Below are 21,889 nucleotides of genomic sequence, written 5' to 3'. Positions count from 1 at the left end.
AAACAAGTCCCAAGCAGAAGAAATATGTAAGAGTTCCTACGCCGTTCCTGTCAGAATGTCAAAACATCGCTGCTCCCGTTCTCGAAAGCGGGTGCAAAAGTAGGACTTTATAACATACAAGCCAAATATATCATGGGATTTTTTCGCGTTTCTCTTGAACATTTTTATAAAACGCTGATTGACAAATGTGTTGAAGAACATGTTTTTTAAGGAGGATGGAAAGTCTGGCAAAAGGGACACATTATAATATATGCGCATGCGCGCGGAAAGAAACAACGGAAGGCTGAAAGAAAACACGGAGATACGGAAGGGCATTGCATGACACCCGGGTCTTGACATGTCTGACATCCGGGTCTCGGCACGTCTGACACCCGGGTCTCGGTATGCACGACACCCGGGTGTCGGACACAAGAAAAAGGCTAACAGGACTAATGACACAGGAAGAAAACAATACGGACACATACAAGGAAAAAAAATACAAACAGAAAAAGTGAATACTATACTTAAGAATATTTCTGTTCATTGTTTTTGTACAGCAAATCAATCATCCTTTTTTTGAACAGCATATTACACTTTCTTCCAACGATTGTTTGCGTGTATTCCCATTGACAAAAAAATTCCGCCTTACACCCCCTTTTTTCTTTTCACACTTTTTAATCTACGTGTTACTAACCTTATAGGCCACCTGTTGTATTACATTTTCAGCTTCCTTGGATTCTTTTTGTACAATGAAACCGAGCCATAAGTTACCTGAATAAAGAAAAACTATTTATTATTTTAGATAAGAACATACTGACAGAATTACTTTATGCTCTTTCAACTTGATAATGTGGCAGAAACCAATATTGAAATAATTCAATACACTCCTAAAGTCACTAACAAAACTTTATCTGTCACTATATACCTTGCTTTATAACCGGAAGCTCAAATCCGCCCTGACTTAAAGACAAGGCTTTCGGCTGCCCTTTCTGTGCATTCCTATAAACGGCACGAGAAACATGCAATGTTTTTACCGTACCATTATCAAAAGCTACTTCGAGATAATATTCATAGCGCACACCATCGGATACATAACGATGCTTTCCTACCTTGCGCCGTTTTTCATGTTGCTCCATACGTTTATCGAGTACGGTTACAGTTACCTCATACTCGTCAGCGTCCGCCAACAAATTGTTGCCTGAAAGAAACAATACATAACAGAAAGAACCCACGCATACCAAATGACACAGTACATTCACAATCCTGTTCTCTACGGTCGTCAGCCATATCCACTTCCGATAGAGAGGAAGAGTCAACATACCTGCCGCCAATGCTACGCCAACAGGTATCCACCAGGCTGCCAATGTTTTCTCAGAAATCACATATCCCATAGTGCCCGAGAACAATACGGCCAAGACCACAAAAATGCGTAATATTTTAATAAACTCCCCATCGCTTTAATTTGTATTTTCCTGCAAATATAAAAATAAAAGTGACATTGCAAATTCTCACACACAGCATTCCGCATGAACTAACTTACCTAACAGAGCGTTATAACTGTACAAACTTAAAGAAACGACCATTATGGAAAAGAACTTGATTCATAGTAATGAATTGCATTTCATTGATAAGAAACGCATTCATCAGGCGGTAGAGCAGTTGGTTGAGTCATTGGAACTGGCAGCAGGTTCCACAACAGGATTTAATCTGTATGCAGTAGTAGAGAGTTATTTCACTGACTTGAACAAACGAAGGGAAATAAACCGTTTGCTTAATCTTGAGCAAAATATTTGTGAAGAAGTAGAAGAAGAACTCGGAGTGTACGAAATGTAAAACAATGTATGCATATCAGTGAGGCTATATCCAAACTAAAATTCGCCTACTATTTGTTTCTTTCCGAGCACGGGATTACACGGAAAACACAGATTTTTCTTTATTCTTTTTCCGTGAAATCCGTGTAATTCCGTGCCTAAAAGAAATCATCAGATGTATTTTGACCTCAATATTCTTTCAACATTCGACTTTCCTATCAATCCTTTGCCTGATGCACTGTCAGTTGCGGGAACGGGAAACCGATTCCTTCCTCGTTGAATACAGTATAAATAGTCTTGTTCATATCAAAATAAACTCCCCAATAATCGCTGCTCTTTACCCAAACACGGATAACAATATTTACACTGCTGGCATCCAAAGCATGAAGGGCGACAAAAGGCGCCGGAGCATTCAGAATACGACTGTCGGCAGCAAGTATACGGCGTACGGTACTTTCCACCTTATCGTAATTCTCGCCATATTCCACTCCAATAACCCAGTCTACGCGACGGGTATCCTCACGACTGTAATTAGTCACAGTACCGCTACTCAAAGCACCGTTAGGAATATAAATCACCTTATTATCAGCCGTAGTAAGAATAGTATGGAATATCTGAATCTCGCGCACCGTACCGGACACACCCTGGCTTTCAATCCAATCGCCTACCTTAAACGGGCGAAACAGCAAGACGATAAGTCCGCCGGCAAAATTCTGCAAGTTTCCGGATAGCGCCATACCCACCGCTACACCGGCAGATGCCAACAAAGCTGCAAATGAAGTTGTTTCAACTCCCAACTTGCCGATAACGGCAATAATTAACAGAATTGTCAGTAGAATATTCACCAGACTCTTGACGAAACTTTGGATACCCGCATCAATGTGCCGCTTCATCAGTAGTTTAGACACAAGTTTTTTAATGAAAGAAATAAGGAAACGCCCAACCACAAAGATTATAACTGCCCCTATAATACGACCGCCGGCTCCTACCCCCCAATCAATCAGTTGCTGCATAAAAATCTGAAGCTTGCTGAATCCCTCTTCAGAAGCCTGGGCGACAAACGCCGCCATTAATAAAGATGATAACATAATGATTATAGTTTAATGGATTAATGAATACAAAATTAACAAATAAATCCATTTTTCGTTCACATTATTTGTACCTTTCGACCAAAAGAAATACTTTTGCCTCTGATTTCAATTAAGGGGTGCCCTAATATTACGGGCTGAGATCATACCCATTGACCTGATTCGGGTAGTGCCGACGTAGGGAAAAGAAGAAAAGTTCCCCTTTTCTGTAGTAATCTTTAATAGTTCAAATTGCAAATGAAAAAGTATGCAATGACAGCATGCCTGTTTATGGCAGCGCTGAATGTCTGCGCACAGACAAAGGAAAAAGACAGTTTGCGGGTAATAGACTTACAAGAAGTAGAGATTATCTCTACACGCGCCACAGGAACCACTCCGGTGGCATTTACCAACATCAACAAAGAACAGCTTAAAAAACAGAACTTCGGACAAGACTTGCCGTATCTGTTGAGTATGACTCCCTCTGCCATCACTACCAGTGATGCCGGAGCGGGTATCGGGTATACCACATTGAGAGTACGCGGTACGGACGGAACACGCATCAACGTCACCGCCAACGGTATTCCTATCAATGATGCCGAAAGCCACAATGTATTTTGGGTAAACCTGCCGGACTTCGCATCGTCCGTCAAAGACATGCAAATCCAACGTGGCGCAGGAACTTCCACCAACGGTGCAGGAGCTTTCGGAGCCAGTATCAACATGCAGACCGGAGACTTCTCACTGAAACCGTATGCCGAGCTGAACGGTTCGTACGGGTCGTTCAATACACACAAAGAAACGGTAAAAGCAGGAACAGGACTTATCAACGGTCATTGGTCTTTCGACGCCCGCCTATCCAATATCAGTTCGGACGGGTACATCGACCGCGCATCGGTCGGACTGAATTCTTACTACCTGCAGGGCGGATATTACAGCGACAACACTTCTATCAAGTTAATAACATTTGGCGGCAAAGAGCGTACCTACCATGCCTGGAATTATGCCAGTAAAGAAGAAATGGAGAAATACGGCCGCCGTTACAACTCTTGCGGGTATATGTACACCGACGACAACGGCACCGACCATTTCTATGAAGACCAAACGGACAACTACGTACAAAAGAACTACCAATTACTTTTCAACCACAACTTCACTTCCGCCTGGAATGTAAACGTAGGTTTGCACTACACCAAAGGAGATGGCTACTATCAAGAATACAAAGGCGGACGCAAACTGGTGGAATATGGCCTGTTGCCATACGAACATGACGGTGAAACCGTAAGCAAAAGTGACCTTATCCGTAAAAAAGCGATGGACAACTGGTTCGGCGGCGGCATCTTCTCCGTAAATTATAAGGGCAACCGCCTTCATACATCCCTCGGCGGCGGACTGAACCGCTATGACGGCGACCACTTCGGCAAAGTGTTGTGGGTGAAAAACTACATCGGCAACCTCGACCCAGACAAAGACTACTACCGCAACAATGCCACAAAGAACGACGGTAACCTCTATCTGAAAGCCAACTATGAGTTATGCAACGGGGTCAATGCCTATGCAGATTTGCAATACCGCCACATCTCTTATAAAATGTACGGACAGAACGACAAGTGGAACAGCGTTACCAATGACGGTCTGCAACAACTTGCCATTCACGAGAAGTTCGATTTCTTCAACCCCAAAGCCGGGCTGTCATGGCAAATTAACCGCAACAACCGGATATACGGTTCGTTTAGCGTAGCCCACAAAGAACCGACACGCAACAACTATACGGACGGCAAGTTTACCGAACACCCCAAAGCAGAGCGTCTGTTCGACTACGAGCTGGGATACACCTTTGCCAATTCCTGGCTGACTTTCGGCGCCAATCTATACTACATGGACTACAAAGATCAGCTGGTGCTGACCGGCGAACTGAACGAAATCGGTGAAGCCGTAGCCGCCAACGTACCCGACAGTTACCGTATGGGTATCGAACTAATGGCAGGTTTAAAGCTGCCTTGCGGTTTCCAATGGGACATCAACGCCACGCTAAGCCGCAACCGTGTAGAAAACTTTACCGAAACACTTTATGAAGACGAAGACCCTACCGGCGACACATGGAGCACTTATCTGGGTGATACCCACATTGCTTTCTCTCCCGACTTTCTGCTGAACAACCGTTTCGGATACATCTACAAGGGGTTTGAAGCATCTTTACAATCGCAATACGTCAGCAAACAGTACATGAGCAACCTGAATTGCAAAGACCATATTCTGGATGCCTATTTCGTCAGCAACCTGAACCTATCGTACACATTCACGTTGCCCAAAACAAAATCGATAACTGTAGGCTGTACCATCTACAATCTCTTCAACGAAGAGTATGAGAACAATGGCTACGCAGGCAGCGGCTTCTATTATGAGAACGGACAGAAAGTGCGCTACAATTATGCCGGATATGCCGCACAGGCCGGCACTAATGTATTAGGACATATCTCCTTGAGTTTCTAAATTTGATTATGGAGCAGACACTCGAAATTATCGGAACACTTGTCGGTCTTCTCTACCTCTGGCTGGAGTATCGGGCAAGTATATATCTTTGGATAGCAGGCATCATAATGCCTGCTATCTATATCTTCGTGTACTACAATGCGGGGCTGTATGCAGACTTCGGTATCAACATCTACTACCTCGGAGCTGCCATATATGGGTGGATGATGTGGAAATACGGAGCATTCTTACGCCGGACAATCCTGAAAAGGAAAATCCCGGATATGGAAAACCAACAACAGGAGCTTCCCATAACCTGCATGCCGTCAAGGTATCTGTTGCCACTTATTGCGGTATTTGCCGTTACGCTTGCCGGCATTGCCTGGGTGCTTATCAACTTTACAGACAGCAATGTCCCCTGGCTGGACTCCTTCACTACCGCGCTCAGCATTGTCGGCATGTGGATGCTGGCACGTAAATATGTGGAACAATGGTGGGCTTGGATTGGCGTAGATGCTGTGAGTACAGGATTGTACATCTATAAAGGACTCGATTTTACCGCTGCATTGTACGGCCTTTACACAATAATCGCTATCTTTGGCTATTTCAAATGGAAGAAGCTGATGAAAAAAGAGGCTGATTTATGATTTATAAATTCCGATTTAGCAAGTATCAACTATGAAAGTGGAAGCTGTGGTTTTAGCAAACGGGGAATATCCTACCGCTCCCCTGCCTTTGCAGATATTGGCAGATGCGCCTTACGTAGTCTGTTGCGATGGCGGCGCGGACGAATACATCCGGAACGGACATACCCCCAATCTTATTATAGGTGACGGCGACTCCATCAGTGAGGAGAACCGTAAGAAGTACGGGCATCTGCTTCACCGCATTGCCGAACAAGAAACGAACGACCAGACCAAAGCCGTCAACTACCTGTTATCGCAAGGCAAACGCCGGATAGCTATCGTAGGCGCCACCGGCAAACGCGAAGACCATACGTTGGGAAACATCAGCCTGCTTATGGACTATATGCGTGCAGGAGCCGATGTGCGGACTTATACAGATCACGGTATCTTCATCCCTTGCCGGAACACATGTACTTTTACCTGCCAACCGGGACAGCAAGTATCCATCATCAACTTCAATGCCCGTAAATTGCATGGACTCGGCTTGGTATACCCTCTCAGCGACTTCACCAACTGGTGGCAGGGCACTCTCAACGAATGCATCGGAACAGAGTTTACGATTGAGGCGGAAGGGGAGTATCTGGTTTTTTTGAATTTCCCTCAGCCACTTCCACAAAGTACACACTGATACAAATCATAGCAATGGCAACGGCCTGTGTCCAACTGAACCGGTCCTGCCCCAAAGAAAGCGAGACAACCGTGGTCACTACCAATATCAGATAGCTGTAAATAGCGACAACGGTAGTCTTCAGGTACTTCAACCCGACAGGAACCAGGAAGTAACTGAGATAAGTAGGGAAAATAAGGATAAATGCAAGTACAGCCCACGCCGTCCAATGCCACTCGCCCTTCCAGGCTTCTGCAAACATCGGTGCATCCCACCCTACAACGGACGAAACGATTATGCCGGAAACAGCAGCTCCGCCAAATATATATTTCATCATTGTCACTACTCCTACCTTCTCCAGCAGTTTCTTGCTTACAATCAGATAAACGGCAAATACAAACGAACTGATCATACAAAGCAAATTGCCGGTAAAGGCATCGTGTGCCAAATCATCGCTGCCCTGCGTCAAGATACACAACATCGCACCTCCAAATCCCAAAGCTATACCGATAATCTTCATTACCGTAGCTTTCTCGTGCAGAAAGAAAACGGAAATGAGAAATACCCATATAGGCTGCATCGAATTGAATATGGCGCTCGAAACCGGAGTGGTCTTGCTGATGCCCAGCAGATAGCAGAACATAAATCCGTAAAGCCCGAACGCCCCGAGGCAAAACAGCATGATACGTTGCTTCCTGGTAACCGCCGCTTCTTTTATAAAACAACCCGTCAACCAAAAAGCCACTGCCGCAAACACACACCGTATGGTAACACCCGTTAAAGCTCCCAACCACAAAGGCAATAAATACTTCAATCCGTTCATGTTCAGACCCGCCATGACACGGGACGCAACCATACTGAGATTGGCTTCCAGCTTTTTATCTTTCATGAGACTATCTACATTGAGTTCGAGGTAGTGAGAACGCATAGCACCGGGAAATGTTCGGAAACATACGGAGCGTTATCCTAAACAATTCGCAACTTTGCAATGTTTTAAGGGAAACAGGAGACTAAAAATGAAAGAAACAGAACCCAAACAGGCATCAAACCCCACCAAACAAGTGCTCGTATTCTCCACCCGCCTACGCCAGGATATCCAAACCGCTTGCCGGCAACTGGAAAACGGAGAAGGACAAGAAGATGTTACAATCAATAAGGAAGTAAAGTCATGGTTAAACAAATAAATTGGTCGCCACTTGCCAAGGGGGAACTGAGGAGCCTGCTGTTATCCTCAGTGCAGAGGTTTGGAAACAAAGAACAGGGAAAGATTATATACTCACTCTTCCAGAATGCACTTCATCGCATTACTCTAAATCCTTTCATCGGACAAGCCACGGAAGTGGATAACATACGATATATCACTCCTTGTCCCGACTATACGCTATTCTACCGTCACAGCCTTCTGAAAATAGAAATACTCGTGCTTTGGGATAATAGCCATAAAGTCGGAAAGATAAAAAGCATTCCCATAGGGAAACAAGAAGAGGCGTCAAAACTCCTTTGATATTTTTTTAGTTTTGACACCTCATCCTATCAGAAACAACCGGTAATCAGATATTCATTAAATAGCGCTTGAAGTCTGCAAAATCTTTCGACATAGGCAGACTCTTCTTTTCGCCACGCATAAAGGCTTGCAACTTCTCCGGTATCTGTATCGCCTCACCGATAATATTCTCTACCGTATCTTTGAACTTGGCAGGATGAGCCGTTTCCAGGAAGACGCCCGTCTCACCCGGCTGCAAGCCCTCTTGCAATGCACGGAAACCGCATGCGCCATGAGGGTCGAGCAGGTAATGCTCATCTGTCCAAACGTTCTTCACGGTTTCGGCTATCTGTTCGTCCGTATAAGCAGCACCGCTTATCTCGGCAGAGATAGCTGCATGGCTACCGCCATAGAGGTCGAGCACACGGGCAAAGTTACTCGGATCGCCCACATCCATGGCATTGGCTATCGTAGCGACACTGGGCCGCGGCGTATAAACACCCGTCTGCAAATATTGATAGAATATGTCGTTACGGTTGTTGGATGCTATGAAACGCTTTATCGGCAGTCCCATGCGTTTACCGAACAAACCGGCCGTTATATTACCGAAATTGCCGCTTGGCACACAGATTACGGCATTGGCAGCCTTACCCGCCCGCTTCAACTGCGCATAAGCATAAAAATAGTAGAAAGCCTGCGGCAGGAAACGTGCCACATTAATGGAGTTGGCGCTGGTAAGTTGCAAACGGCTGTTAAGTTCCTTGTCCATGAAAGCCGCTTTCACCAATGCCTGACAATCGTCGAACGTGCCGTCTACTTCAAGAGCCGTGATATTCTGTCCCAACGTAGTGAATTGCTTTTCCTGAATTTCACTGACCTTGCCCTTCGGATAGAGCACATAAACATGAATACCTTCTACACCGAGGAAACCATTGGCAACGGCACTGCCCGTATCACCCGAAGTAGCGACCAATACATTTACCTGCTTCTTACCCTCTTTTCTGATAAAATAGCCCAACAGGCGCGCCATAAAACGACCGCCCACATCCTTAAAGGCAAGTGTAGGGCCATGGAACAATTCGAGGGAATAGATATTTTCCGTCACTTTCACCAAAGGGACATCGAAGCTCAATGTATCGTACACAATCTGCTTCAATGTATCTGCGGGAACATCTTCCCCAAAGAAAGCATCCGCCACCCGATAAGCTATCTCCTGAAAGCCAAGCGTATCAATGCTGTCGTAGAATTCCTGCGGCAACGGTTTAATGGTAAAGGGCATGAAAAGTCCTTTGTCTGCGGCAAGCCCTTTCACTACCGCCTCTTCGAGGGTAACATCGGGAGCTTGTTTGTTGGTACTATAATATTGCATATTAAATTAAATATTAAAGAATTAATAATTAAAGACTATAACGCTGCACCAAATGATAATCAGCACATTTGGGCATGTCATCCCATTATCCCTTCATAAATTCGTTTATAAACTCATCTTCTTTCATCAGACCGTAGCTGCCGCTGCAAGCCGCCACTTCATCAAAAGTCTGCACCTCGTCCGGCTCAATACCCGGATACCAAATAAAGAAAGGTACCGGTTCGTTGGTATGTGTACGCAGCTCGCAGGGAGTGGGATGATCGGGCAAAACGGCAATGGCGACAGGTTCTTCCCAATCTTTCACCGCTTCATAAATAGGACCTACGGCGCGGCTATCCAGATTTTCAATGGTCAGTATCTTCAAAGGAATGTCTCCTTCATGTCCCGCCTCATCGCTGGCCTCGATATGCAGGTAAACGAAATCATCCGTTTTCAGTGCGTCAAGAGCGGCAGCCACTTTATTCTCGTAATTGGTATCGTACAGTCCGGTCGCTCCTTCCACCGTCAGGCGGCGCAGTCCGGCATAATAGCCGATACCGTTAATCAAATCTACAGCAGAGATTACAGCGCCTTTCCTCACTTGAGGAAACTTATCCGAAAGTGTTTCCATCTGCGGACGATAACCCGGGCTCCACGGCCAAATACTGTTAGCAGGATCTTTGCCTTCGGTTGCACGCTTCCTATTGACGGGGTGTTCTTTCAGCAATTCTTGCGAACGCATGATTAAATCATTAATCAAGTCGGCGGTTTGTTGCGGAGTCAAATCGGCTTTTCCTTCAGGAACGGTGATACTTTCTGTACCTGCCATAGGCTTTACCAGCAACGGCCGATAGGGTTTCAGAGGGACATCATGCGGGGGAGTACAGTCTATACGCTTGTCTCCGCCTTTTATTACCAACAAATGCCGGTATTGCACACCCGTATGGAAACGCACGCGCTCATTACCCAAATGTTCCTGCAGATATTTCACCAGCACATCGGCTTCTTCGGTCGTAATATGTCCCGCCGAATGGTTCTTGATAGCATCTCCTTCAATGCAGATAATATTGCAGCGCATCGCCATTTCACCCGGCTTCAGGTCTACACCGATACTTGCCGCTTCCAACGGGCCGCGTCCCTCATATACTTTCGGCAGGTCATAGCCCAAAACGGACATATTGGCAACCTCACTGCCGGGATGAAATCCGTCGGCAACAGTTTTCAACCTGCCTACACGCCCCATCCGGGCAAGCTTATCCATATAGGGCGTTTTAGCTGCTTGCAACAAAGTCCTGCTTTCCAAAGACTTTACAGGCCAATCGGCCATACCGTCACCTAATATAATAATGTGTTTCATACCCATGAATCTTGAAATACAAGTACGAAGTTCGTACTTAATTAAACGTTCGCAATACTCATAATATCCGCAAATACTCCCGCAGCCGTTACACCGGCACCGGCACCGTAGCCTTGTATCATCATCGGATATTCCTTATAACGCTCTGTTGTCAGCAAGATAATATTGTTGCTGCCTTCCAGCCCATAGAACGGGTGATTGACACCCACTTCCTGCAGTCCTACGGAGGCCTTGCCGTTCTCCAGTCTGGCAACGAAACGCCAATGCTTGTTTTCCGCTTCCAACACCTTGCGGCGTGCTTCAAAGCCGGCGTCGAGGTTCGGCACTTTCTTCCAGAAGTCGTCCAAAGAACCTTCGAAGAAATCATCGGGTACAAAGAGATTCTTTTCCACATCACTTTGCTCGATGCGATAACCGGCTTCACGTGCAAGGATTACCAGTTTGCGGATTACATCCTTACCGCTGAGGTCGATACGTGGATCGGGTTCGGAATAACGTTCCTCCTGAGCCATTTTGATAGTTCTGCTGAAAGGAATATCCGCGCTTATCTTGTTGAATATATAATTCAACGTACCGCTCAGCACGGCTTCAATCTTCAGTATCTTGTCACCACTATGAATAAGGTCGTTAATGGTATTGATAATAGGCAACCCCGCACCTACGTTCGTCTCAAACAGATATTTCACACCACGCTGGCGGGCTATCTGCTTCAGTTCCCGGTAGTTTTCATACTCCGAAGAAGCTGCAATCTTATTGGCGGCTACAACCGAAACGTTGTGCATCAAAAGGTCTTTATACAAGGAAGCCACTCCTGCGCTTGCCGTACAGTCCACGAATACGGAGTTAAAGATATTCATGCCGATAATCTCGTTACGAAGCGTATCCAGAGAGCTTTCCTTACCTTTCTCCGCCAATTCTTCGCGAAAGCGTCCCAAGTCAAATCCCTCGCGGCTGAAGATTGCTTTGGAAGCATCGGCAATACCTACCACATTCAGTTGCAAGCCGTTCTCCTGCATCAATTTCTGACGCTGGCTGTGAATCTGTTCTATCAAACTGCCGCCTACCGTACCAACTCCGCAGATAAAGAGATTCAATACCTGATATTCCGACAGGAAGAAAGAGTCATGGATCACGTTCAAAGACTTGCGCAACGACTTGCTGTCTACCACAAACGAAATATTCGTTTCCGAAGCGCCCTGTGCACAAGCTATCACATTGATACCGTTACGTCCCAGCGTACCGAACAGCTTACCGGCAATACCCGGCGTATGCTTCATATTCTCACCTACAATGGCTACCGTAGCCAAATCCTTCTCAGCCTGTATGGGTGAAATCTCTCCCATTTCAATCTCTTTGACAAACTCTTCGTTCAGAACTTCACAAGCCAGGTCGGCATCCGCATTACGCACACCGATGGAAGTAGAATTCTCCGAAGATGCCTGCGATACGAGGAACACGCTGATACCGTTCTTTGCCAAAGCCTTAAAGATACGGTAGTTCACACCAATCACACCTACCATACCGAGTCCCTGCACCGTTATCAGACTTGTATCGTTGATAGACGAAATACCTTTAATGGCTTTACTTTGCGGATTGGAAACATCCTGCTTGATAACCGTTCCCGCTCCGTCGGGATTGAACGTGTTCTTTATTATAATAGGTATGTTCTTGTGGCAAACCGGATAAATGGTAGGCGGATACACTACCTTAGCGCCGAAGTTGCAAAGTTCGGTAGCTTCTACATAGCTCAGTTCATTAATGGTATAAGCCGTGGAAATCACACGCGGATCGGCGGTCATGAAACCGTCCACATCCGTCCAGATTTCCAGTGCATCGGCATCCAGCGCCGCAGCTATGATGGCAGCCGTATAGTCGGAACCTCCGCGACCGAGATTGGTCACCTCGCCCGTAATCTTATCCGTAGAGATAAATCCCGGAACCAGCACCCGTCGGGGCATATCCTTGAATGTCTCGCGCACCAGGGAAGTAGTAAGCTCCGTATCCAATACATGCTTGGAATGTTTCTTCTCCGTTTTGATGAACCGGCGCGAATCAAACCATTCCGCACCCGTCAGTTGCGCTGCAATAATGGATGAAAGGCGTTCGCCGTAACTCACAATCGTATCGGATGTTTTCGGCGAGAGGTCCTTTATCAGGTAAATCCCCTGGAAGATGTCTTTCAGCTCATTAAGCAACTCCCCCACCCGGCGTTGCAGTGATACTTGCGCCTCACCTGCCGGAATTACTTCCTTTATCATTTCCACATGACGATAGACAATCTCACGAAACTCGTTTTCATAAGAGGAATCACCGGCAGCCGCCATTTTCGAAGTATTGATCAGCTTGTCCGTAATACCACCCAAGGCAGACACTACCACTATTAAAGGTTCGTTTATAGCCTCTACAATTCTCTTAACGCTTAAAATACTGTTCGCAGAACCTACGGATGTTCCGCCGAATTTTATTACTTTCATATCTTTTTATCGGATTGAAACGGTTGATACAATTGTCAAAACAAGCTGCTATGGCCCGTATAGACTTTAACTAAATAAGAAAAACTGCTGAAAAATTGGTGTAACACGTAGAAACACAAAATACTATCCCTAACCCCTAAGGGTCATGGTACACATGGATGTGACTGTATGTTGATAGTACTTGTTCATTCTCTCTTACTGCTATCGCTTATGATAAGTGTTGCAAAAGTAACAATAAAAACATTCAAACTATTACATTTTATGACTTTTTTGCGATAAAAATACAGATTCATTCTATAAAGGGAAGAAATATGTACATATTACGGCTAACATATTCACGCTTTTCCAAACAAAGAGATATAAATACTGGCATAGTTTTATAACACTTTGCTATTATTTTAGAGATATATTACTATCTTTGCATGGTAATTATGTAAGAATTGAGCGTATGTCCCCAAATAATACTTCCGTTTTGTTAATTTACACCGGTGGCACTATCGGCATGATAGAAAATGCGGAAACCGGAGCTTTGGAGAGCTTCAACTTCGAACATTTACAGAAGCATGTACCCGAGCTTCAGAATTTTACGTTCCGCATTGATACCTATCAGTTCGATCCGCCTATGGATTCTTCGGATATGGATCCGGATGCCTGGCGCAAACTCGTACGCATTATCAGCGACAACTACAATCAATATACGGGCTTTGTCATCCTTCACGGCACGGATACCATGGCCTACACGGCATCCGCTCTCAGCTTTATGCTCGAGGGCCTCAACAAGCCCGTCATTCTCACGGGTTCGCAGCTTCCTATCGGCGTGCTCCGTACCGACGGTAAAGAAAATCTGCTGACAAGTATCGAAATTGCCACTGCCCGGCATCCCAACGGCCGGCCTATCGTGCCGGAAGTATGTATCTTCTTTGAGAATCACTTGACACGCGGCAACCGTACCACCAAAATAAATGCGGAGAACTTCAATGCTTTCCGCTCGTACAATTACCCTGTACTTGCTTCTGCCGGCATACATATTAAATATAATAATGTGCAGATTCATACGGAGAACGTACAAAGAGAGTTGCAGCCACACTACCTGCTCGATACCAATATAGCTATATTGAAGCTCTTCCCCGGCATTCAGGAAAACGTGGTGGATGCCATTCTCGCTATAAAGGGACTGAAAGCTGTGGTGCTGGAAACTTACGGTTCGGGCAATGCTCCGCTGAAAGAGTGGTTTCTCCATCATCTGCACAATGCCTGCGAACAAGGCATTATCATTGTAAACGTTACCCAATGCAGCGCCGGTACGGTAGAAATGGAGCGTTATGAAACGGGATACCGTCTGATGCAGGCAGGCGTGGTGTGCGGATACGACAGCACAACAGAGTCCGCTGTAACCAAACTGATGTTCCTATTAGGTCACAACTATCCCCCCGCAAAAGTACGCGACCTGATGAGCCGCCCTCTTGCAGGTGAGATAACGATATAGGAAGAGAGGTGCTTACGCCACTACGGGAGTCAAGGCCCCGGTAATCGAATCGATGATAAACCCGGAAACATGGACATCCTCCGGTATCAGCGGATGGTCAAGAATGGCTTTCACCGTTTCTCTTACGGACTTCTCCGTATCTCCGAAGCCATAAAGCCACGAATCGAAATTCACTCCGCAGAAACGTATCATATCTATCGTTTCCTGTTTAATGCCGCGCGCCTTCATGTGCTCTATCATCTGGGCGCTGCTCATGTGGCACGCACCGCAATCGGAATGCGCAATGACCATGACCTCTTTCACCCCCAACTCGTAGATAGCCACCATAAGGCTGCGTATAACGCTGCCAAAAGGATGCGAAATGATTCCGCCCGCATTCTTTATCATCTTTACATCACCGTTCTTTATACCCAGAGCTGCCGGCAGCAATTCGGTCAGGCGGGTGTCCATACAGGAAAGGATGGCGATTTTCTTATCGGGATATTTATTGGTGATATACTTCTCATATCCCTTATTCTCTACAAACCGCTTATTGTATTCAAGAATATCTTCTATCATAGTATAATCCCCGTTTTATATTTTTGAGAACAAATATAGAAAAAACTCCGCGACACACCGCCAGCCCTGAAACGAAAAATCGTACCTTTGGGCAATTATTCTAAAGGAAGTTCTTTTATGGCAAAAGAGAAAACGGTATATGTATGCAGCAATTGCGGACAGGAATCGCCTAAATGGGTAGGCAAATGTCCGTCGTGCGGAGCGTGGAACACCTATGTAGAAGAGATTGTACGCAAGGAAACCGTAAACAAACGTCCGGTATCGGGCATGGAAACCGCCAAAGCAAAGCCTGTAACACTGGATGAAATCGCTGCCGATGACGAACCCCGTATCGACCTGCACGATGCGGAGCTGAACCGGGTATTGGGCGGCGGTCTGGTACAAGGCTCGCTGGTGCTGATAGGCGGCGAACCGGGTATCGGAAAATCCACCCTGGTGCTGCAGACCATCCTCCGCATACCGGAGAAACGTATCCTCTACATATCCGGCGAAGAAAGCGCCCGGCAGCTAAAGCTGCGTGCCGACCGTCTGTCAGGCACATCAGCCGACTGCCTGATTGTCTGCGAAACCTCGTTGGAACAGATTTACGTCCACATAAAGAATACACGCCCCGATTTAGTCATAATAGACTCCATACAGACCATCTCCACAGAGACGCTCGAATCCTCTCCCGGCAGCATAGCCCAGGTGAGGGAATGCTCCGCCTCTATCCTGCGCTTCGCCAAAGAAACGCATACGGCGGTCATCCTCATCGGTCATATCAACAAGGAAGGAAGCATTGCCGGGCCTAAGGTACTGGAGCACATTGTGGACACCGTGCTCCAATTTGAAGGCGACCAACATTATATGTACCGCATCCTGCGCAGCATCAAAAACCGTTTCGGCAGTACTGCCGAGTTGGGCATCTATGAGATGAGACAGGACGGACTGCGGCAGGTAAGCAATCCTTCGGAACTGCTCCTCAGCCAAGACCATGAAGGAATGAGCGGCATAGCCATCGCTTCGGCCATAGAAGGCATACGACCGTTCCTGATAGAAACGCAGGCATTGGTGAGCAGTGCCGTTTACGGCAACCCGCAACGTTCCGCCACCGGCTTCGACATACGGAGAATGAACATGCTGCTGGCTGTACTGGAAAAGCGGGTCGGCTTCAAGCTTGCCCAAAAGGACGTCTTTCTCAACATTGCCGGCGGACTGAAAGTGAACGACCCCGCCATCGATCTGGCAGTTATCAGCGCCATTCTGTCCAGCAACATGGATACCGCCATAGAACCCGAAATCTGCATGGCAGGAGAAATAGGCCTGTCCGGCGAGATCCGCCCCGTAAACCGGATTGAGCAACGCATCGGCGAAGCGGAGAAACTCGGTTTCAAACGGTTTATATTGCCCAAATATAATCTGCAGGGACTGAACACGTCCAAATTGAAGATTGAGCTGATACCGGTAAGAAAGGTGGAAGAAGCCTTCCGGGCATTGTTCGGCTAAGTCCGCCATTGGATGAGTCCGCCGCAGGAGATACGGATTGATACACATTATATATAGATATAGAAAGAAACCCAATGATACAAGAATACCAATTGCGCGTGTTGCCTGAGGTTGCAGCCAACGAACAACGCATAAAAGAATACCTCATACAAGAGAAAGGAGTGAGCGCACGCGACATTACGGTTACGCGCATTCTGAAACGCAGCATTGATGCACGCCAGCGAACCATCTTCGTAAACCTGACCGTGCGTGCTTATCTCAACGAGTTGCCGAAAGAGAAGGAGTATCAGGAAACCGTCTATAACGATGTGTCGGACAAGCCGCAAGTTATCGTTGTGGGAGCCGGTCCCGGCGGACTGTTTGCCGCCTTGCGTCTGATAGAGCTGGGCTTGCGCCCCGTCATCGTGGAGCGCGGAAAGAATGTACGCGACCGCAAAAAAGACCTTGCCCTGATAGGAAGGGAACAGACCGTCAACCCGGAATCCAATTACAGTTTCGGAGAAGGCGGTGCAGGCGCCTATTCGGACGGCAAGCTCTATACCCGCAGTAAAAAACGGGGGAACGTAGACAAAATCCTGAACGTATTCTGCCAGCACGGCGCTTCATCTTCCATACTCGTAGACGCCCATCCCCATATCGGCACGGACAAACTGCCGCGGGTCATAGAAAACATGCGGAACACCATTATCGGCTGCGGCGGTGAAGTGCACTTTGAGACACGGATGGATGCTCTTATTATTGAAAACGATGAAGTGAAAGGCATCGAAACCGATACCGGCCGGACATTCCTCGGCCCTGTAATACTTGCTACCGGACACTCCGCACGCGATGTATACCGCTGGCTGGCAGCCAACGGAGTGGAAATAGAAGCCAAAGGCATCGCCGTAGGAGTACGTCTGGAACATCCCGCTTCCCTGATAGACCGGATACAATACCACAACCGCAACGGACGCGGCAAATACCTGCCCGCTGCCGAGTACAGCTTCGTTACCCAAGTGGACGGAAGAGGCGTGTACAGCTTCTGCATGTGTCCCGGCGGCTTTGTAGTTCCGGCAGCCAGCGGTCCCCAGCAAATCGTAGTCAACGGAATGAGCCCCAGCAACCGGGGTTCCCGGTGGAGCAATTCGGGAATGGTAGTGGAACTGCGTCCGGAAGACTTGGAGAATAAGGAGTTAAGAATGATGAATGAAGAGCCGGCTTTCAACTCCCAACTCAACATGATGTATTTCCAGGAAGCTCTGGAACGCCTTTGCTGGCAACAGGGCAACATGAAGCAAACAGCCCCCGCGCAACGCATGGCGGACTTTACCAGGAAAAAGCTCAGCTACGACCTGCCGGAAAGTTCATACGCCCCCGGACTGGTATCGTCGCCTCTGCACTTCTGGATGCCGCCGTTCATTGCCGACCGGCTGAGCAAAGGTTTCCAGCAATTCGGGAAATACAGCCACGGTTTCCTCACCAACGAAGCTGCCATGATTGGCGTTGAAACCCGTACATCGGCTCCGGTGCGCATTGTCAGAGACAAAGACACCTTGCAGCATGTCCGTTTGAAAGGACTGTTTCCCTGCGGAGAGGGAGCCGGATATGCAGGCGGCATCGTGTCGGCAGGTATCGACGGAGAACGGTGTGCGGAAGCCGCAGGCCGGCTTTTGCTGCAATGAGAGCAGCAGAGTTCCGCATGCAGGTGAAATTCATTTCCCCGCATTGCAAGGATGATACAAAAATAATCCGTACTTTTGCGGGCAAACCTATACCGTTATGACAGCTCCCGAAATAGCAATCGTCGCTCCCAACACACTGACCTCTTTGGGATTGCAGAACCTTCTGGAAGAGATTATCCCGATGGCTACCATCCGTGTGTTCCGCTCCTTCGCCGAACTCATGGATGATACGCCTGACATGTATGCCCATTATTTCATCTCTTCCCAAATATATTTCGAGCATACCTCATTCTTCCTGCCCCGAAAGCCCAAAACCATCGTACTGGCAGGCGGCGACAACCAGCCTCAGCTATCGGGCGTGCCGACCCTGAACATCTATCAGGACGAGAAAGGCCTCGTAAAAGACATTCTGCAACTCCATCGGTACGGACACCAGCACGGACACCCCGACAAACAACCGGACGGTCTCCGCTCCGCCATGCCGCCTCATGCCGCCGGCAACGCCGATGCCCACGAGCTTTCCGCCCGCGAGATAGAAGTGCTGGTGCTCATCACCAAAGGGCTTATCAACAAGGAGATTGCCGACAAACTGAACATCAGCCTCACCACCGTCATCACCCACCGCAAGAACATTGTGGAGAAACTGGGTATCAAGTCCGTATCGGGACTGACAATCTATGCCGTGATGCACGGCTACATCGATGCCGACAGGATATAAACCGGATGGCAATCCCCCTGCCGCCCCGCATCTCCCGGCATCATAATCCTCATAAATTAGGATTGCACGGGCTGGAGATTTCGCGTTACTTTGCAAGCGAAACAAAACCAGTTATGAAACAATATAAGATTATTCCCCTGATTCTGACGTTCCTCACTGCCGGTAATGTGTCGGCAGCAGATTTGGACACCTTGAAAGTAGTAGACGTGGAAGAAGTCCTCGTCATCGCAGCCCCCAAAGAAAACCGCAAGCTGCGCGAACAGCCCACAGCCGTCACCCTGCTTTCGCAGCAGGATATGCAGGCGGCACAGGTGAACTCTATCAAGAACCTGACCGGACTCGTTCCCAACATGTTCATCCCCGACTACGGTTCGCGCCTTACTTCCGCCGTCTATATCCGCGGTATCGGTTCGCGCATCAACACGCCGTCCGTAGGGCTGTATGTGGACAATATCCCCTACATCGACAAGTCCGCTTTCGACTTCGACTACTCCGACATCGAACGCATCGACGTATTGCGCGGCCCGCAAGGAACGCTGTACGGACGCAATGCGATGGGCGGACTGATTAAGATTCACACCAAATCGCCTTTCTCCTATCAGGGCACGGACTTGCGCATCGGCGCAGGCACGCACAATGCCTACAACACTTCGCTGACGCATTACCACCGGGTGTCCGAGCGTTTCGCTTTCTCTACCGGCGGCTTCTATGACTACGAAGGCGGCTTCTTCCGCAACGCAGCGCTGGAGAATAAGAAAACAGACAAGAGCCAATCGGCCGGCGGACGCTTCCGCGGCATCTACCTGCCTTCCGAGAACTGGAAAGCAGACTTGAACGTGAGCTACGAATACAGCGACCAGGGCGGCTATCCGTACTATTATACCGGCAGCGTCAACCCCGCCGCCCAAAGCGAAGAGATGAAATCCTACATCGGCACAATCTCCAACAACCGCGAAAGCAGCTACTACCGTAACCTGCTGAATACAGGGCTGAACCTCGAATATCAGGCGCAGCGCTTCACCCTGAGCGCCGTAACGGGCTATCAGTTCCTGAAAGACCGCATGTTCATCGACCAGGATTTTACGGCGAAAGACATCTATACGCTGGAACAGAAGCAACGCATCCATACCCTGAGCGAAGAGATTGTGATGAAAAGCAAAGGCAGCAGCCGCTGGCAATGGGCTACGGGCGTCTTCGGCTTCTACCAGTGGCTGAAAACCGATGCTCCGGTGACCTTCAGGGAAGACGGCATGGGAATGCTGGGGCAGATGCTGGGCAGTGTAATCCCGTCCAAAATAGAAGTTCCCCTGCCCATGCCCGGTATGGGAATCAATATCCTGCCGTCCTTGCGGCCCGACAACAGCAATCTGCTCATCAACGGTAATTTCGACACACCGCTTCTCAACGGAGCGTTGTTCCACCAGTCTACTTTCCGGGACCTGTTCGGCCTCACGGGATTATCTTTCACCGCCGGCCTGCGCCTGGATTATGAGAAGATGAAGATGACCTACGACTCCGGCACTGCAATGGACTATACGGTAGGTATCAAAGGAGAAATGGTACGGGGCGGGCAGGTTATCAAAGAAATACCGATGATGCCCGAAACGGCACTCACCGTACAGTCGCGCTACCACGGTTCCATCGACAAGGATTACCTGCAACTGCTGCCGAAGTTTGCCCTTCAATACGACTTCAAGAACAATCGGGGCAACGTCTATGCAACCGTGAGCAAGGGCTACCGTTCGGGCGGATACAACATCCAGATGTTCTCCGACCTGTTGCAGTCCAGCCTGAAAAACGACATGATGCGGCAGACGAAAGAGGAGATTCTGAAAGCCGTAGAGGGTTCTCCCAGCGCATCCTACAAAGACCTTATCAACGAAATGTTCCCCGACGCAGGCGAGAATCCCGACGCCCGCTCCGCCACCGAATACAAACCGGAGCAAACCTGGAACTACGAAATCGGAACTCACCTGAATCTTTTCAATAACCGTCTGCGTACCGATGCCGCACTCTTCTGGCTGGAGACGCGCGACCAGCAAATCTCACGCTTTGCAGGAGCAAGCGGCTTGGGACGCGAAACGGTGAATGCAGGCAAAAGCCGCAGCCTTGGCGCCGAACTGTCCCTGGCTGCCGCCATTACTGCCGACTTCACGCTGAACACCAGCTACGGCTATACGTATGCCACCTTTAAGGACTACGTAACCAATGCCCGCGTCAACGGACAGCTTCAGGAAATCAGCTACAACGGCAACTACGTGCCTTTCGTTCCCAAACACACGCTGACCGTAGGCGGACAGTACATTTTCCGCATCAACCCGGGATACTGGCTGGAGCGCATTCAGTTGAATGCCGGATACACCGGTGCGGGACGTGTGTACTGGACGGAAGAGAACACCGTCAGCCAATCATTCTACGGCACACTGAACGGACGCATCAGTTTCCAGAAAGGCCGCGGACAGATAGACCTCTGGGTGCGCAATGCACTGGACAAGGATTACGCCGCCTTCTATTTCGAAAGCATGGGCAACGGATTTATGCAGAAAGGACGTCCCATCCAGGCCGGAATAGAACTGCGTTGCAGATTTTAGCAAACAGAGTTTGCCGACTTTTACAAACAGGTAAATCAGAATTGTAAGTCTCTTAATATAAACTGGTTGCGTGTACCAAAGTAATACCCCGCTTTGGTACACGAAA

General features: G+C 48.0%; 18 protein-coding genes and 1 riboswitch. Of the genes, 11 read left to right on the top strand and 7 right to left on the bottom strand.

What is annotated here, in order from left to right; all coding sequences use genetic code 11:
- Positions 1 to 896: 896 nt before the first annotated feature.
- The gene (locus H8S52_RS11500) at positions 897 to 1,370 is read right to left on the bottom strand and encodes a hypothetical protein (RefSeq protein WP_255470049.1); all 474 of its coding nucleotides are present in this window, start codon (positions 1,368 to 1,370) and stop codon (positions 897 to 899) included.
- A 193-nt stretch (positions 1,371 to 1,563) separates the two neighbouring features.
- On the opposite strand from H8S52_RS11500, the gene H8S52_RS11495 reads away from it, so the two are divergent.
- Positions 1,564 to 1,812: a hypothetical protein gene (locus tag H8S52_RS11495; RefSeq protein WP_186909861.1), complete on the top strand. Its 249-nt coding sequence runs from the start codon at positions 1,564 to 1,566 to the stop codon at positions 1,810 to 1,812.
- Positions 1,813 to 2,008: 196 nt separating this feature from the next.
- On the opposite strand, the gene H8S52_RS11490 is transcribed toward H8S52_RS11495, so the two are convergent.
- Positions 2,009 to 2,860 carry a mechanosensitive ion channel family protein gene (locus H8S52_RS11490; RefSeq protein WP_005652242.1) on the bottom strand — a complete coding sequence of 284 codons (852 nt, stop codon included), beginning with the start codon at positions 2,858 to 2,860 and terminating at the stop codon, positions 2,009 to 2,011.
- Positions 2,861 to 2,983: 123 nt separating this feature from the next.
- Positions 2,984 to 3,079: riboswitch (TPP riboswitch) on the top strand.
- 36 nt (positions 3,080 to 3,115) lie between these two features.
- Here H8S52_RS11490 and H8S52_RS11485 point away from each other — a divergent pair.
- From H8S52_RS11485 to H8S52_RS11475, 3 genes are read left to right on the top strand one after another with little or no spacing between them, the layout of a single operon-like run.
- Positions 3,116 to 5,350, top strand: a complete 2,235-nt coding sequence (locus H8S52_RS11485; RefSeq protein ID WP_186909860.1) for a TonB-dependent receptor — start codon at positions 3,116 to 3,118, stop codon at positions 5,348 to 5,350.
- Between the two features lie 8 nt (positions 5,351 to 5,358).
- Positions 5,359 to 5,976, top strand: coding sequence for a nicotinamide riboside transporter PnuC (gene pnuC, locus H8S52_RS11480; RefSeq protein ID WP_005652246.1), 618 nt, complete (start codon positions 5,359 to 5,361; stop codon positions 5,974 to 5,976).
- A gap of 31 nt (positions 5,977 to 6,007) precedes the next feature.
- Positions 6,008 to 6,643 (top strand): thiamine diphosphokinase, encoded by a 636-nt coding sequence (locus H8S52_RS11475; protein WP_060386575.1) that lies wholly within the window; start codon positions 6,008 to 6,010, stop codon positions 6,641 to 6,643.
- On the opposite strand, the gene H8S52_RS11470 is transcribed toward H8S52_RS11475, so the two are convergent.
- Positions 6,570 to 7,511, bottom strand: a complete 942-nt coding sequence (locus H8S52_RS11470) for a DMT family transporter (RefSeq protein WP_186909859.1) — start codon at positions 7,509 to 7,511, stop codon at positions 6,570 to 6,572. The genes H8S52_RS11475 and H8S52_RS11470 overlap by 74 nt on opposite strands.
- Before the next feature lie 127 nt (positions 7,512 to 7,638).
- Between H8S52_RS11470 and H8S52_RS11465 the strand changes: the two genes are divergently transcribed.
- The gene (locus H8S52_RS11465; protein WP_016660736.1) at positions 7,639 to 7,806 is read left to right on the top strand and encodes a hypothetical protein; all 168 of its coding nucleotides are present in this window, start codon (positions 7,639 to 7,641) and stop codon (positions 7,804 to 7,806) included.
- Entirely contained in the window at positions 7,791 to 8,126 is a 336-nt protein-coding gene (locus H8S52_RS11460; RefSeq protein WP_118207185.1) for a type II toxin-antitoxin system RelE/ParE family toxin, read from the top strand. Before H8S52_RS11465 ends, H8S52_RS11460 begins: the two co-directional genes overlap by 16 nt.
- A gap of 46 nt (positions 8,127 to 8,172) precedes the next feature.
- On the opposite strand, the gene thrC is transcribed toward H8S52_RS11460, so the two are convergent.
- The 3 genes from thrC to thrA all read right to left on the bottom strand — a co-directional run bounded on the left by thrC (position 8,173) and on the right by thrA (position 13,284).
- Entirely contained in the window at positions 8,173 to 9,474 is a 1,302-nt protein-coding gene (gene thrC / locus H8S52_RS11455) for a threonine synthase (RefSeq protein WP_186909858.1), read from the bottom strand.
- Between the two features lie 85 nt (positions 9,475 to 9,559).
- Complete coding sequence (locus H8S52_RS11450) at positions 9,560 to 10,810, bottom strand: cofactor-independent phosphoglycerate mutase (protein WP_186909857.1); 1,251 nt, start codon at positions 10,808 to 10,810, stop codon at positions 9,560 to 9,562.
- A gap of 41 nt (positions 10,811 to 10,851) precedes the next feature.
- The gene (gene thrA, locus H8S52_RS11445; RefSeq protein ID WP_186909856.1) at positions 10,852 to 13,284 is read right to left on the bottom strand and encodes a bifunctional aspartate kinase/homoserine dehydrogenase I; all 2,433 of its coding nucleotides are present in this window, start codon (positions 13,282 to 13,284) and stop codon (positions 10,852 to 10,854) included.
- Positions 13,285 to 13,732: 448 nt separating this feature from the next.
- On the opposite strand from thrA, the gene H8S52_RS11440 reads away from it, so the two are divergent.
- Positions 13,733 to 14,770, top strand: coding sequence for an asparaginase (locus H8S52_RS11440; protein WP_005652260.1), 1,038 nt, complete (start codon positions 13,733 to 13,735; stop codon positions 14,768 to 14,770).
- 12 nt (positions 14,771 to 14,782) lie between these two features.
- On the opposite strand, the gene H8S52_RS11435 is transcribed toward H8S52_RS11440, so the two are convergent.
- A complete protein-coding gene (locus H8S52_RS11435) occupies positions 14,783 to 15,328 on the bottom strand; it encodes a carbonic anhydrase (RefSeq protein ID WP_186909855.1) in 546 nt (181 codons plus the stop codon).
- Positions 15,329 to 15,445: 117 nt separating this feature from the next.
- Between H8S52_RS11435 and radA the strand changes: the two genes are divergently transcribed.
- The 4 genes from radA to H8S52_RS11415 all read left to right on the top strand — a co-directional run bounded on the left by radA (position 15,446) and on the right by H8S52_RS11415 (position 21,783).
- Positions 15,446 to 16,813 carry a DNA repair protein RadA gene (gene radA, locus H8S52_RS11430; RefSeq protein ID WP_117740596.1) on the top strand — a complete coding sequence of 456 codons (1,368 nt, stop codon included), beginning with the start codon at positions 15,446 to 15,448 and terminating at the stop codon, positions 16,811 to 16,813.
- Positions 16,814 to 16,887: 74 nt separating this feature from the next.
- Positions 16,888 to 18,474, top strand: coding sequence for an NAD(P)/FAD-dependent oxidoreductase (locus H8S52_RS11425; protein ID WP_186909854.1), 1,587 nt, complete (start codon positions 16,888 to 16,890; stop codon positions 18,472 to 18,474).
- A 97-nt stretch (positions 18,475 to 18,571) separates the two neighbouring features.
- Positions 18,572 to 19,192 (top strand): response regulator transcription factor, encoded by a 621-nt coding sequence (locus H8S52_RS11420; protein WP_117666356.1) that lies wholly within the window; start codon positions 18,572 to 18,574, stop codon positions 19,190 to 19,192.
- A gap of 113 nt (positions 19,193 to 19,305) precedes the next feature.
- The gene (locus H8S52_RS11415; protein ID WP_186909853.1) at positions 19,306 to 21,783 is read left to right on the top strand and encodes a TonB-dependent receptor; all 2,478 of its coding nucleotides are present in this window, start codon (positions 19,306 to 19,308) and stop codon (positions 21,781 to 21,783) included.
- Positions 21,784 to 21,889: the final 106 nt, after the last annotated feature.

The sequence above is a fragment of the Bacteroides sp. NSJ-48 genome, assembly GCF_014287405.1.
Taxonomy (GTDB): Bacteria; Bacteroidota; Bacteroidia; order Bacteroidales; family Bacteroidaceae; genus Bacteroides; species Bacteroides stercoris.
This window is presented reverse-complemented; position numbering and strand designations above follow the sequence as displayed.